The sequence below is a fragment of the Rhodococcus wratislaviensis genome (assembly GCF_041228765.1).
Taxonomy (GTDB): Bacteria; Actinomycetota; Actinomycetes; order Mycobacteriales; family Mycobacteriaceae; genus Rhodococcus_F; species Rhodococcus_F wratislaviensis.
Window position 1 is genome coordinate 1,726,183 of the sequence record NZ_CP150488.1, and the last position, 13,844, is coordinate 1,740,026.

The 13,844-nt window shown below is 64.3% G+C and carries 12 protein-coding genes; 9 read left to right on the top strand and 3 right to left on the bottom strand.

The window, feature by feature from the left end; translation table 11 throughout:
* Positions 1 to 4 precede the first annotated feature (4 nt).
* Positions 5 to 1,501: an aldehyde dehydrogenase gene (locus WKC72_RS07715; protein WP_370182219.1), complete on the bottom strand. Its 1,497-nt coding sequence runs from the start codon at positions 1,499 to 1,501 to the stop codon at positions 5 to 7.
* A 416-nt stretch (positions 1,502 to 1,917) separates the two neighbouring features.
* Here WKC72_RS07715 and WKC72_RS07720 point away from each other — a divergent pair, with 416 nt between their 5' ends.
* The gene (locus WKC72_RS07720) at positions 1,918 to 2,787 is read left to right on the top strand and encodes an acyl-CoA thioesterase domain-containing protein (protein ID WP_370182220.1); all 870 of its coding nucleotides are present in this window, start codon (positions 1,918 to 1,920) and stop codon (positions 2,785 to 2,787) included.
* Positions 2,788 to 2,797: 10 nt separating this feature from the next.
* Here WKC72_RS07720 and WKC72_RS07725 read toward each other — a convergent pair whose 3' ends face one another.
* Positions 2,798 to 3,559, bottom strand: a complete 762-nt coding sequence (locus WKC72_RS07725) for an IclR family transcriptional regulator (protein WP_370182221.1) — start codon at positions 3,557 to 3,559, stop codon at positions 2,798 to 2,800.
* A gap of 60 nt (positions 3,560 to 3,619) precedes the next feature.
* On the bottom strand, positions 3,620 to 4,978 hold the full coding sequence (locus WKC72_RS07730) for an MFS transporter (protein ID WP_128640973.1): 1,359 nt from the start codon (positions 4,976 to 4,978) through the stop codon (positions 3,620 to 3,622).
* A 219-nt stretch (positions 4,979 to 5,197) separates the two neighbouring features.
* On the opposite strand from WKC72_RS07730, the gene WKC72_RS07735 reads away from it, so the two are divergent.
* The 8 genes from WKC72_RS07735 (at position 5,198) to WKC72_RS07770 (ending at position 13,733) form a co-directional block, all read left to right on the top strand.
* Positions 5,198 to 6,121 (top strand): LysR family transcriptional regulator, encoded by a 924-nt coding sequence (locus WKC72_RS07735; protein WP_280779698.1) that lies wholly within the window; start codon positions 5,198 to 5,200, stop codon positions 6,119 to 6,121.
* Between the two features lie 83 nt (positions 6,122 to 6,204).
* Positions 6,205 to 7,101: a LysR family transcriptional regulator gene (locus WKC72_RS07740; protein ID WP_128640975.1), complete on the top strand. Its 897-nt coding sequence runs from the start codon at positions 6,205 to 6,207 to the stop codon at positions 7,099 to 7,101.
* Positions 7,102 to 7,477: 376 nt separating this feature from the next.
* The gene (locus tag WKC72_RS07745) at positions 7,478 to 8,944 is read left to right on the top strand and encodes an aldehyde dehydrogenase (protein WP_200887779.1); all 1,467 of its coding nucleotides are present in this window, start codon (positions 7,478 to 7,480) and stop codon (positions 8,942 to 8,944) included.
* Between the two features lie 49 nt (positions 8,945 to 8,993).
* Positions 8,994 to 9,767, top strand: coding sequence for an N-acyl homoserine lactonase family protein (locus WKC72_RS07750; RefSeq protein ID WP_235214626.1), 774 nt, complete (start codon positions 8,994 to 8,996; stop codon positions 9,765 to 9,767).
* 54 nt (positions 9,768 to 9,821) lie between these two features.
* On the top strand, positions 9,822 to 11,219 hold the full coding sequence (locus tag WKC72_RS07755; protein WP_370182222.1) for an MmgE/PrpD family protein: 1,398 nt from the start codon (positions 9,822 to 9,824) through the stop codon (positions 11,217 to 11,219).
* A gap of 165 nt (positions 11,220 to 11,384) precedes the next feature.
* Positions 11,385 to 12,740, top strand: a complete 1,356-nt coding sequence (locus WKC72_RS07760; RefSeq protein ID WP_370182223.1) for an SLC13 family permease — start codon at positions 11,385 to 11,387, stop codon at positions 12,738 to 12,740.
* 66 nt (positions 12,741 to 12,806) lie between these two features.
* The gene (locus WKC72_RS07765; protein WP_370182224.1) at positions 12,807 to 13,256 is read left to right on the top strand and encodes a nuclear transport factor 2 family protein; all 450 of its coding nucleotides are present in this window, start codon (positions 12,807 to 12,809) and stop codon (positions 13,254 to 13,256) included.
* 171 nt (positions 13,257 to 13,427) lie between these two features.
* Positions 13,428 to 13,733, top strand: coding sequence for a zinc-binding dehydrogenase (locus tag WKC72_RS07770; RefSeq protein ID WP_370182225.1), 306 nt, complete (start codon positions 13,428 to 13,430; stop codon positions 13,731 to 13,733).
* Positions 13,734 to 13,844 lie beyond the last annotated feature (111 nt).

Genomic DNA, 13,844 nt, shown 5'->3' on the forward strand with positions numbered 1-13,844 from the left:
GCGATCAATCCTCCGTGTTCTCGAAATAGTTTGGGAATTGCGCGGTGAGGCCGATGACCGTCGTACGGGTCTCCATGTACGGGGTGAGGGCGTCGATGCCGTTCTCCCGGCCCCAACCGCTGGCCTTGAAGCCGCCGTAGGGAAGTGACCACCGCACGAACGAGTAGGTGTTGACCCATACCGATCCGGCTTCGATCTGGTTCGAGACCCGATGCGCGCGACCGATATTGCCCGTCCACAGTCCCGCGGTCAGCCCGTACGCGGTGTCATTGGCGATGGCGATGGCCTCTTCTTCGTCGTCGAACGGGATCAGTGCCACCACCGGGCCGAAAATCTCTTCACGCGCCACCCGCATGTCGTTGGAGACGTTGGCGAAAACGGTCGGCTGAACGAAGTAACCGGGTGCCAGTTCGTCGGTGAGGATCCGTTCGCCTCCGGCGACCAGTTCGGCGCCGTCGTCCCGGCCGATCTTCACGTACGACAGGGTTTTGTTGAGTTGCTCTTCGTGCGCCTGGGGTCCCATGCGTGCGGTCTCGTCGGCCGGAATGCCGACACGTACCTGGGCGGCTCGGGTGCGGAAGGTGTCCACGGCACGGTCGTATATCGATCGCTCTACCAGCACCCTCGACCCGAGCGCGCAGCTCTGCCCGCACAACCGCCACGCCGAGGCGGTGGCCGCATTGAGCGCCTGATCGACGTCGGCGTCGCCGAAGATGATGTGCGGCGCCTTGCCGCCCAGCTCGAAGGTGAATCGCTTGAGGTTGTCGGTGCCGTCGACCACCATCCGCCGGCCGGTGTCGGTCGAGCCGGTGAACGAGACCTTGCCGACGTCGGGGTGAGCGACCAGGCGCGCACCGGCCGTGCGCCCGTAACCGGGGACGACGTTGAGGACACCCGGTGGAAACCCCGCCTTCTCCGCGAGTTGCGCCAGGACGAGTGCGGACACCGGAGTCTGTTCGGCAGGCTTGACGACGACCGTACAACCTGCAGCGAGGGCAGGACCGATCTTCATGCACGTGGTCAGCAACGGCGCGTTCCAGGGCACGATTGCACCCACCACACCGATCGGCACCATGGTGGTGAAGGCGTGCACCGTGTCGTCCATCGGTATCGTGCGACCTTGGGTCTTGTCGGCGAGCGAGGCGAACCAGTAGTACCACTGCACTTGTGCAGCCAGACTCCCGCGCAGGTCGGACTTCAGGGCGCCCGTATCGTGGGACTCGAGTTCCACCAATTCGGGAATCGCTTCCTCGAAAAGCTGGGCGAACCGTCGCAGTAACGCTGCGCGCTCGTGACCGGGGGTGCGGCGCCACGGGCCGGCGAACGCCTCGGCCGCTGCCGAGACAGCACGGTCGATGTCACCCGCACCCCCCATCGCGACCGCCGCCCACGGCTTTCCCGATGCTGGGTCGATACTCTCGACGATGACGCCGTCGATGGGGTCGACCCATTCACCACCGATATAGAGCTTGTCGAAAACGCGCAATTCCGTTTGTGGCATACGCAACATGTACGCCGTGGAATGACTTGGCGTCAACTGTGAACTGCGGTTTCTCTGGAAGAAATCGCCAGTTCGTAAAATGGAAAAAAGACGCTTCGCTCCCGGGAACTAGATGATTCGAAAATACGAAATTGACGCGGTTTCGCACCGAGGATAATCTGCGAAAGAGTTCTATGTGCGGAACCGGCCACGGTAGGGAGAAGCGCGTGACTCATGAAGCACGCCGCGTCGTCATTGCCTCTGCCGTATCGGAAAGTCCGTCGTGGTATCGGATTCCGCCGTCAAAGGCACTCGTCATCGACGGCCGACAGTGGGAGCCGGCGCTTCTGTAGATCCCTTTCGTCGTGACACTGTCACGGTCCGTAATATGCGATGAGATCGTTCCGATTCGAAAACGAAGAAGAGGAGAATCGAGGATGACGTCCGCCTTCTTTCGCTTGGCGCCCGGTCGCGATGTGCAGTCCGAGGAATACTTGCCCCAATCGCCCGCCGGAAGTGGCTGGGGCAGTGAGCACATGCGTGGTATGGCCGTCAGCGGGGCTCTTGCTCGTGCCGCCGAGAGGGCGGTGGAGGCGCTCGGGCGTCAGGACCTCCAACCGGTTCGGTGGACGCTCGACCTCTTCCGTCCCGCGGGGATGAAGCCGTCCGTCACGTCCACCACCGTTGTTCGCGAAGGACGCCGCCTGTGCCTCGTCGACGCGGTGCTGACCCAGGACGGGGAAGCGGTCGCACGGGCCAGCGCGCTGTATCTGAGTCCCACCTCGACACCGGAGGGGAGCGTATGGGCTTCGGGCAACAGCCCGCAGCCGCCCCACGAGGACTGCCGGCGGTCCGCGGGCGGCGCCGAAAGGCTGTACTACAGCGAGAGTGCAGGCTGGACACCGCCTGCCGACGCACCGCAGAACGGTGATCGCAAGCAGATCTGGCAGTTTGCGATCCCGGTGGTCGAGGGCGAACCGCTGACCGCGTTCCAGATGGCCGCGAGTGTCGCGGATGCCGCGAATGTCGTAAGTAATTTGGGCAGTGCGGGATTGGAGTACATCAATGCCGATGTGACTCTTGCGCTGGCGCGTCTGCCGGAAGGTCTCGAACTCGGACTGGCTGCACTGGACCGCTCCGAGCAGCACGGCATCTCGGTCGGCACGGGGCTGGTGTTCGACCGAGTGGGAGTGGTCGGTTCGGTCACCGTTTCCGCGGTCGGGAACGCCCGGCGCGCCGTCGACCTGCGGATGTTCGGACACGGCGACGACGCGGGGTCGCAGCCGAAATCGGGTGCTGCGACCTAGGCTTCCGCCGCTACTGTGCCGTCAGGCGCTCTGCGACGTGGCGTGCCTCGGTGATCGCGGCGTCGGCGATCTCCTCGAGTCGGAGGTCGATCCGTGTTCGCGGCCCGGCGACGGTCAGGACCGCAACGTGCTTCTCGCCGTGGAAGACCGGGGCGGCCACGCCGCCGAGGTCGGGTGTCACCTCTTTACTCGCGAACGCGATTCCGTCACGGGTGATGCGCCCGAGTTCCTCGTGTGCCCGTCGGCGCTTCTCGGGCTCCTCGATGTGGGTGTCGAGATAGGTGTCGCGGAAACGCTGATCGCTGTAGGCCAGGAAGCATTTGCCTGCGGTCGACGGGAAGAGCGGGCGCCGGACGTGGAGTGCGGGCGAGAACCGAATCGGCTGCGTCGACTCGATGATGTCGATGTTCACGACGGATTCCCCGATTCGCACGCAGAGCGTCACCGTCTCGTCGAAGCGGCTGTGCAGCGATTCCATGCTCTCCCGCGCTACCCGGTCCATCTGAGGGGTGTGCGCCGCGAGGAGTGTGCCGACGGCGGGGCCGAGAGTGTAGGCACCGTTCTCGGTGAGGTATCCGGTGGCGACCAAGCCCTTAACGATGTAGTGCACCGACGACCGGGGGGCGTCCAGCGCCGCGGCGAGCTGGGCGAGCGACATCCCGTTCGCGCTCCGGGAAACGAGCTCGAGGATCGTCATGACACGCGAGACCGTGCGATGCTCTTTCGCCTCACCAGGGACCGGCGGCACGTGGCTCTCCCTCTTCTCGATCACCGATCGACTCAGACTACAGGTGGCTGGGGCACTGCCACGCCGGGCAGTGCCCCAGCCGAGTCACCGGGCGGCCGGAGCGCTTTCGGCGGCACTGGTGTGATTGCTGATGCTGATGGTGCGGCACTGGTCACCGAGTGCAGCGCCCGCGATGAGTATCGCGCCGACGATGAAGATCAGGGAGACGCCCCAGGTGGAGTGGGTCGGGGAGAGGGTGACCATGGTCAGTGCCGCAAGCGGAGCGAGGCCACCGGCGAGGGCACCGCTGACTTCCCGTCCGGCGCCGAGGCCCGAGGCGCGGACTTCGGGTGGGAACTGCCGGGCGAGGAAGGACCCGGAAGCCGCGAGCAGGGTGGGCTGGACGATGCCGACGGTGAGGATGAGTGCGAGCCAGATGTAGACCGGCCGGTCGGTGTTCAGGAGCCAGAAGAAGGGGAACGCCAGCCCAGCCACACACCCGGCGCCGATCAGCATGATCCGGCGTGTCCCGGCGCTGTCGCAGAGCCGTCCGGCTATGGGGATGGTCACGAGCGCGACGGCACTGGCCAGGCTGATGCCGAACGCGCCGACGTTGGCGGCGACGTCGCGGAACTCGGAGAGATAGGACAGCGAGAACGTCTTGAAGATGTAGCTGATGCCATTGAGGCCGATGGTGGACACGGCGACGACGGTCAAACCACGCCAGTGGTTCTTCAGCAGGTTACGGAACGGCTGCGCCTTCTTGCGGGTCTGAGCTTGGGCCGCGACCTTTTCGAAGTCGGGGGTCTCGGGCAGGTTCCGCCGCATCCAGTAGCCCAGAGCAACGAGGACGAAGCTGGCCAGGAACGGGATCCGCCAGCCCCAGCTGTAGAGGTCAGCTTTGTCGAGGCTCGTCACAGCGGCGACCGCCAGAGACGACGCTAGAAGGCCGACGCTCACTCCCATAGCCGGCCACGCGCCCTGCCGTCCGCGCGACTTCGCGTCGGCGTGCTCGTAGGACATCGCGATCGCGCTGCCGAATTCGGCGCCGGCACCGAGTCCCTGGACGATGCGGAACAGAACCAGCAGCACGGGTGCGGCAATCCCGATCGTCTCGTACGACGGGATCAGGCCGATGCAGCCGCTGGCCAGACCCATCAGCAGGAGATTGAACGACAGAACGGCCTTGCGACCGATCTTGTCGCCGAGGATGCCGAACACGATTCCACCGAGCGGGCGGGCCAGGAACCCGACCGCGAATGTGGAGAACGCGGCGAGAGTGCTGACCGTGGAGTTCTCCGAGGGAAAGAAGAGCGGGCCGAACACCAGCGCGGCCATCGATGCGTAGAGGTAGAAGTCGAACAGCTCGAGCGCTGTGCCGACTACTACTGCGGGACCGACGTTCTTGGGCTTCCGACGGGGCGGATTGGGGGCGTTGTGGAGCGATTCCGGTGGATGGGTCACTGGTCGAGCCTCTTCTCTTGCTTCGAATGAGAACTGTCCATGTTCATATATATGAACATGGCATTCGTAACTACGATGGTATGATCTGGAACACTAGGGAGTGAGCTAGGCCACGTCAACCCTGTTCCAGAAGTTGTCGCTTGCGGTCCCGGCCGCGAAGGCACGGCTCGATTGGCGTGGCCGAGTGCGCGTTTCGAAGATCGTGAGGGCGGTATGGCTATGTTCAACAGACTTCATCTGATTCGACAGGTCGATCTGTTCACGTTGCGACTGTTTCTTTCCGCGATCGAAGAGCAGCAGATCGGACTGGCCGCGATCAGGGAGAACATCGCCGCATCCACGGCAACCAAGCGCATCCAGGTCTTGGAGGACATCGCCGGCATCAAGCTTCTCGATCGTGGCCCCAAGGGGGTGGTCCCCAGCCCCGCCGGTGCGGTCCTCGAACGACACGTTCGCTCGATCTTCGGCAGCCTCGAGGAGATGCGATCAGAGATAGCGTCGTTGACCGAAGGCGTGCAGGGGGACCTGACGATCGTCTCGGCCCGATCGATCATCGTTCCGTTCCTGGCGCGAGAGCTGGGCGAGTACACCCGTGAATACCCACTCGTCGACCTGGCCGTGCGCGAGACCGAGAACGCCGAGATCGTTCAACAAGTCGCGCGCGGCGAAGCGGACCTCGGGGTATTCGCCGCCGCACACGAACTCGATCTCGACGGCGTCGACGTCACGCCCTACCGGCGAGACCGGCTGGTCGCTGTGGTGCCGCTGGGCCACCGGCTCACCGAGCAGTCGGCTGTGACGTTTCAGGAACTGCTGCCCGAAAACCTGTTCGCGGCACGCGCGATGGTCCCCGCGTTCCGGGCCGCGGCGAACCGGCTGGGCGAGCAATTCGATTCCAAGCACTCCGTACGGAGCGGAGAAGTCGCGATCAGTCTCGTACAGGCGGGTATGGGTGTCACTGTTCAGCCGGAGTGCCTGCTCAGCCACGAAATGACGAGCCGTGTGGCGGTGATGGAATTCGCCGAGCCGTGGGCGGTGCGCAGGATCCACCTCGCCACCGCACACGGGCGAGGCCCGAGCCCCGCGGCGCGCGCACTGGTCAAGCAGCTGCTCGACCGCCCGCACGACGAGTCCGACGCGTGAATTCGTCCTGAGCGAACCGGGGGTTTCCCGAGCGTGCGCGACGTGGACCGGGTGATCCGACTGATCGGTATTATGCTCCAACCATGCAGTGGCAGGTCGACCTTTTCAGCCTGAGGCTCTTTCTTTCGGCCGTCGAAGAACGTCAGATAGGGCTCGCTGCAGCGCGGGAGCATATCGCCCCGTCGACAGCCACGAAGCGAATTCAGGCTCTCGAAGCCATGTTCGGCCTCCCCCTCCTGCACCGGGCACGAACGGGCGTGGCGCCAACCGAGGCGGGTGCGGTCCTGGTCCGATACGCGCAGAAAATGCTCGCCGACTTCGACGATCTGCACTCGGAACTGACCACCCTCACCGCGCAGGTGGAGGATCGGCTGGTGGTCGCCGCGGCGCACTCGGTGATCATCGATCTCCTGGCGCCAGCGGTCCGAATGTTCATCAACGAGCGTCCGTTCGTCGAGCTGTCGCTGCGCGAGGTGGACAACAGCGAAGTGATTCGCCAGATCGAAGCCGGGGACTGCGATATCGGTGTGTTCGCCAGCGTCGGCGAACCGCAGTGCGCCGCCGCCGAGATGGAACTCCTCGGCAGCGAGCCTCTCGTAGCCGTACTGCCACGAGAACACCGTCTCGCACATCGGAGTTCCGTGAGATTCGGCGAACTTGCCACCGAGGGGCTGATCGCAACACACACGACGGTGATGATTTTCCAGGCTCACGGAGCAGAAGCCCGCGATCTCCGACATGTGGTGCGCACGGGTGAGGTGGCGCTCGGCATGGTCCGGGCAGGCCTGGGAGCCACGGTCGTCCCGCAGAGAATGGCTACCCAGGCAGCAGACTCCGAGATGCTGGTGCGGCCGCTCGACGAGAGTTGGGCGGTGCGGCGCATCAATGTCGCCACGACGACGCGGACGTTGGGTGCCCCGACGGTCGCCGCTTTCCTCGGGTGCCTGGTCAGACAGGTCCCGCAGACGTCCGCAGAGTAGATGTCCGCCGCAGCGTCGGGGAGCCATGCTCTGAGCTGCACACTTCGACGCCCGCGAAGTGACCTTGCCGAATTGCCAATTGACTGTCGTGATCAGCCGTTCGATAGTTGTGGAGGCGTAGGTCACAACAGATCGGGTCTGTGAGTTGAACCTGATCGCCGTGCGAAAGTCTCCGACGGCTGAAGGTGAATCACAGTGCGGCAAGCGAAGCCCGGGCACTTCCTCATCGTCGGTGGGTGGCAAGACGTGGCGGCGAGTGATGGTTGCACCGTCTCGTCGTCTCTCGGACGGTGTGGTCGGTCGCCTTGCCGGGCTGCCAGGCCGCGTGGCGGATAGTGCATTCGTCTTCAATCCAAGAATTGGCAGGAGTTTCCTCATGGTGTGGCAGGGCAACTACACGAGCTTGTTCATCGGTGGGGAGTGGGTCGAACCCGCCACCGATGACACTATTGGGGTCGTGTCGCCGTTTACGGAACAGGCGCTCGCTCGGATTCCCGCCGGTTCGCGGGCGGACGTCGACCGCGCGGTAGGTGCTGCGCGCGAGGCGTTCGACAGCGGTCCGTGGCCGCGCATGAGCCTGTCGGAGCGGATGGATGTGGTCCGCAGATTCGGCAAAGCGATCACCGAGAATCGTGAATCGATCGCGGCGTTGATCACGGAAGAGATGGGCTGTCCGATCACGCAGACGGTCGCATCCCAGTCCGGCGCCGCCATTGCGTTGATCGATACCAACCTCGAGCTCGTCGAGCAGTACCCGTGGCGGACCGTGCGCCGCTCGAACACCGGCAACGCGCTCGTCACCCGCGTGCCGATCGGAGTGGTCGCGGCAGTTGTCCCGTGGAACGCACCACTGTCGGTCGCGATGCTCAAGCTCGTTCCCGCCCTACTGGCGGGCTGCACTGTCATCCTGAAGCCGTCCCCCGAGGCTCCGCTGAGCTCCTACCTTCTCGCGGAAATGGTTCAGGCCGCGGGCTTCCCGGCCGGCGTGGTGAACATCGTCACCGCAGACCGGGCGGAGAGTGAATACCTCGTCACCCACCCCGGCGTGAACAAGGTGTCGTTCACCGGTTCGACTGTCGCCGGTCGACGCATAGCGTCGTTGTGTGGCAACGACCTCCGGCGCTACACACTCGAACTGGGCGGGAAGTCCGCCGCGATCGTCCTCGACGACGCCGACCTCGATGGTGCGGTGCAGTCCCTCCGGACGCAGTCGTTCCGCTATAACGGTCAGGCATGCACGAACAAGACGCGGATCATCGTGTCGCGGCGTCGTGTGAAGGACCTGACCGACCGGTTGGCGGCAATGGTCGAGGATCTCCGGGTGGGTGATCCCTTCGGCGAGTCGACGGAGATCGGCCCCCTGGTGAGTCTGCAACATCGCGAGCGCGTCGAAGGCTACATCACCGCGGGTCGGGAGGAAGGCGCAACCGTCGTCGTCGGCGGTGGCAGGACCGCCGAGTTCCAGCGCGGCATGTTCGTCGAACCGACGCTGTTCACCAACGTCACCCCCGACATGAAGATCGCGCAGGAGGAAATTTTCGGTCCGGTCGTGGGCGTGCTCGTCGTCGACGACGAAGAAGAGGCGATCGCCGTCGCGAACGACTCGGCGTACGGGCTCAGCGGTGCCGTCTACGGCGCGGATCCCGACCACGCACTCGCGGTCGCCCGCCGGATCCAGACTGGCACCGTCGAGATCAACGGGAACAGCGCCGGCTTCCACGCCCCGTTCGGTGGATTCAAACACAGCGGTATCGGCCGCGAGGCCGGCCTCGAAGGATTCGACGCGTTCGTCGAGCTGAAGTCCTACGGCATCTCCGCGGAGGTCGCCGACACCCTCGGCTGACATGGCCGTCGCCCACTCCCTTGTCCCGCAACCTCGAAAGGTTATGTCCATGACGGCAAATCGACTCTGGCCCCTGGCCGGAGCATCCATCACCCTCGACAGTGGCTTGATCACCATGGGCCACCACGGACCGCTCTCGGTCCCGATTCCGACTTTCCTCATCGAGCACGATCGCGGCCTGGTCCTCTTCGACACCGGCCTGGCCCCGGAGGCGTGGAACGACCCCCGCTCGGTGTACGGCGACCTGGTCGATGTGTTCGCCCTCGACTGCCCGCCGGAGAACACCCTGGAACTGCAGATCCAGAAGTGCGGGTTCGAGCTCTCCGACATCACTCACGTCGTCATCTCCCACTCCCACTTCGACCACACCGGAGGCATGTACCTCTTCCCGGACGCCGAGTTCTACATGTCGGAAGTGGATCTGCGCTACGCATTCTGGCCGGACCCGCCCTACCGCGGCTTCTACCGGACGCAGGATCTCGAGCTGACACGGTCGTTCAAGTGGAATCCGCTGCGTGAGGACTACGACCTGTTCGGCGACGGGAGCCTCGTCATCTACCAGACCCCGGGGCATACCCCCGGCGAGGTCAGTCTATTGGTCAAGCTCCCGTCGCGGTCGTTCCTGATCACCGGCGACTCGGTCCATCTCCGCTCCGGTCTGGAATCGGAATGCCCGTGCCCGGTGGACGTCAATGCGATTCAGACCGTGCAATCCATCCAGCGGATCAAGCAGATCAGTGCGAGCCTGCAGGCCGAGATCTGGGTGTTGCACGACCCGGACGACTGGCAACGGCTCGGCAAGGTCGAAGGCGGTTACAAGTGACGACGCCGCACCAGCCAATTCTTCGTCTCGGAGGCGTAGTAGTGAGAGAGAGTAATGAACAAGAGCAAGGATGAGTCCGGATTCGCCGGTCTCACAGCGCGACTGGCGGATCACGTCGCCCACGTGGCGAACTCGTCATTGACCGCAGAGGACGTCGAAGCGGTCCGGCGGCTTTCGCTCGACAGTTTCGTCGTCTCGCTGTGGGGGAGCACTCGTCCCGCGGCCCAGCAGATCGCCGAGTGGTCGCGCAGGTTTGCAGGAACCGGGAACAGTGTCGTGCTCGGCGGTGACTGGACCACCGAGGCGTCCACCGCTGCTCTGGTCCACGGCACCGCGGGGCACAGCTACGAACTCGACGACACGCATGACGTGACGACGAGCCACCCGGGTTGCGTGATCATTCCGGCAGCGCTTGCCGTCGCCGCGGAGACGAACGCGTCGCAGTCGGAACTGTTCCGCGCAGTCGCCGCCGGCTACGAAGCCATGGCGCTGATCGGCACGACTGCCGGCGGGTTGGAGACGGTTCACCGCGGATTCCACCCCACCTCCGTATTCGGATCGTTCGGTGCTGCGGCGGCGGTGTTGAGCCTTCGGGCGTACCGGAACAAGCAGCCCGTCGATCCGGGCGTCCTCGTGACCGCCTGGGGGCATGCCCTCTCCCAAGCCAGTGGCTCGATGCAGTTCTCGGTCGAGCCGACCGGGGGCGAGGTCAAACGCGTGCACGCCGGACTGGGCGCCCGCAACGGTGTACTCGCAGCAGACTTCGCGATGCTGCCCGATGTGACGGCACCGCAACTGTCGGTCGAGGGAACCTACGGCGCCGCCGCCAGCTTCGGCGGACCACTACGCGACGTCACGCCGGACGAAAAGCTGCAGATTCACGTGATCAGCTTCAAGCCATATTCGTGCTGCCGGCTGTTCCACTCGACGATCGACGCCTTGCGGGAGGTGACCGACGACTTCAGCGCCTCCACCGACAGCATCGAGGAGGTTCTCGTCACCGGGCCCCAGCTCATCGCCGACCAGCACATGACCAAGGCCGAGTCCACGATGACGGCACAGTACAGCTGCCCGTACATCGTCGGCGCCACGCTCGCCTACGGACCCACCCGATACGACGCCTATGGCGAGGACTTCCTCGACGATGAACGCATCCTGCGTATCGCCGGCAAGGTCCGGTTCGAGGTCGATCCCGACCTCGAGGAGAAGTACTACCCACAGCACTTCGCGACCGGCGTGCGCATGCGCTTCACCGACGGCAGCACCAGGTCGGCGACAGTGGTCGACAGCGTCGGCACGGCGCAACACCCCATGACCAAGGAGCAGATCATCGCCAAGGGCGACGGGCTCGCATCTCAGGGCAACTTTCCAACCGGGGACGAACTGGCGGCCGTGATCTGGGACGACGCCAACGGCGGCGTCGAGCTGGCCAAGGCCCTGGTTTCACGGTAGCCGGCGCCGGCACGATTCGGCGGCAGCGAGGCGCGAAGCGGAGCGCCGGCACCGTGTCCGCGGGCCTGCCGAAACACGCATGTCTCCACCGAGAATCCCCGCTGCAGAACATGATTCCTTGATGCGTGTTTGGTGCTCCACCACATGGTCCTGGAAGGACTGGGTATGACCTACGCAATTTCCGTTCTCGTCCTGGCGGCGATCTTCACGGTCGCCACCGTCACGCCGGTCAACATGGGCATCCTCGCGTTCGCCGCGGCATTCATCGTGGGCGCCTGGGTTTCCGACATCCCTATCGAGGACGTCGTCGACGCCTTCCCCGCGGGAACCTTCCTCATCGTCGGCGGCATCACCCTCCTGTTTGCCATCGCGAAGGCAAACGGCACCCTCGACTACATCATGGACAGATGTCTGCACCTCGTCCGCGGCAGACGCTGGGCCATCGTGTGGATGCTGTTCGCACTATCCGGTCTGCTCATGTCGATGGGGGCCGTCCTGGCGGTGGAAATGCTCGCCCCGATCGCGATGCCCCTTGCCGCCAGAAACCGCATCAACCCCTTCCTGATGGGCATGATGATCACTCACGGGGGGCTGGCCTGTGTATTCTCTCCGATCAATCTGTATGGCGCGCTCGTCACCGGCATCATGAAATCCGCTGGCCTCCCGACAAATCCGGGCTTCATCTTCCTGGTGCCGTTCGTGCTGAATCTGGCGATCGGTGTGGTGCTCTTCCTGGTCTTCGGTCGTGACCTCATTCGCGGCGGACGCCGCGGCGACGACGTAACAGCGCCGGATGGACCGATCGGCGGGATCGGGGTGGGGAGACCTTCGTCCCCCGCATCCGACGGCTCGGGTGTGTCGACCGCAGTGTTGAGTCGGAGCACGACCGGCACTGCCGTCGAGACAGCACCCGCGCGTCCCCGCCTGGACCGCTACCAGGGCGCGACCCTGACCGGAATCTTCTTCCTTGCCATGGGTTCGGTCGGGTTCGGAATCGACATCGGTGTCAGTGCAATCTGTGTGAGTGCCGCCTTGCTGCTGATGGCGCCCAAGTCACACCCGAAGATCGTGGAAAACGTGGCGTGGCCGGCGGTTGTCCTCGTCTGCGGAATGCTCACCTACATGGCGGTTCTGACTCAGAATGGAACGTTGGACTTCCTGGGCAACACTGTATCCGTGGCAGTAGCTCCACTGTTCACTGCGTTGATCCTCTGCTACGCGGTCGGCATCATGTCGGCGTTCGCGTCGTCGACGGCGACGATCGGCATCGCCTTGCCGCTCGCGATGCCGTTGCTTCTCGGCGGTGAGGTGGGCGTCCTGGGCTTCGTCGCCGCAATCGTCTTCTCGGCGACTGTTGTCGACGTGAGTCCCTTCTCCCTGCACGGAGTCATGATTCTCGCGAATGCAGAAGTCGAGGACAAGATTCGATTCCAGCGAAAACTGCTTGCCTACTGTGGAATCGTCGTGCTCTTCGCTCCGCTCATCGTGTGGGCGCTCGTCGTCGTGCCCACCTCCGTCTAGCTTGATTGCGCAGGTTGGTGTTGTGTGCAGTTACCCGAACCGACGAATCCAAAGAGAAGGAACGACATGAAGGAACAAGCAGGTACCCCGCAGGAGAAAATCCAGTGGGTGATCGACATCGAAGAAATCAAGATGTTGATGTCGAAGTACTGCCACGGCATCGACAAGCAGGACGAAGAGACGTTCATGAGCATCTGGTCCGACGACGCGGACTATGTACTACCCCGAGGTGAGGGCCACGGGATCGACGGAATCCGCGCACTGGTGCACAAGGTATGGGATCAGGTGCCCAAATGCCACCACCACATCACCAATCCGGTAATCGACATCGACGGTGACACCGCGACCGCGAAGACCGACGTCTTCTACTTCCGGCTCACCGACGACGGCGTCAACCAACTGCTGTCGGGTGGCTATGCGTTGGAATTCGTCCGGCGAGACGGCGAATGGAGGACGCGCCGGATGGAGTTCAGCCCGTTCGTCTCCACCAGCCCGATCTTCGCCACGAACGCATAGGTCGCCGCGAGGCTAGCGGGGACCGGCCTCCGCACCACCGGTCAGGCACGTCCGAGCCCGCGAGCAGGGCGCCACGGTGGACAGACCTTCTCCGATCGCCCCCACCACGCCGCGTTTAGGGCAGACTCGTCAGTCGTTCGGGTTCAGCCGGGGCGGGGGAACCCGGCCCCTATGATTCCGGCCCTGACGCCCGACGTCGTCCCCGCTGTGGCAGACGGACGGGTTCGTCCCGCCGTCGACAGTGTTCTTTCGTTCGATCAGGCCAAGAAGGCCGCTGATCGACTGCGCAGCAACCAGTCCCGGGGGAAGATCGTCCTCACGTTTGTCTGGGTTGGTCAACGTCCGAGCACACCCGACGCGACCACAACGGCGGTAGGCGAATTGGCCGCCGAGCACCACGACTTCCGCGAGGGCACTCGCGGGTCGCAGTCGAGCATTGCGCGACTTCAACGTCGCCATTGTCGTCGAATTGTTTGACGCTCAGTATTTCTGTCGCTGCCCCCGGGTGGTGACCATCGTTGCACCTCCATCCCGTGGAATCACCGGCTCCGGTTCGGTCTTGATACCCGGCGCCGGACCGTCTCATCG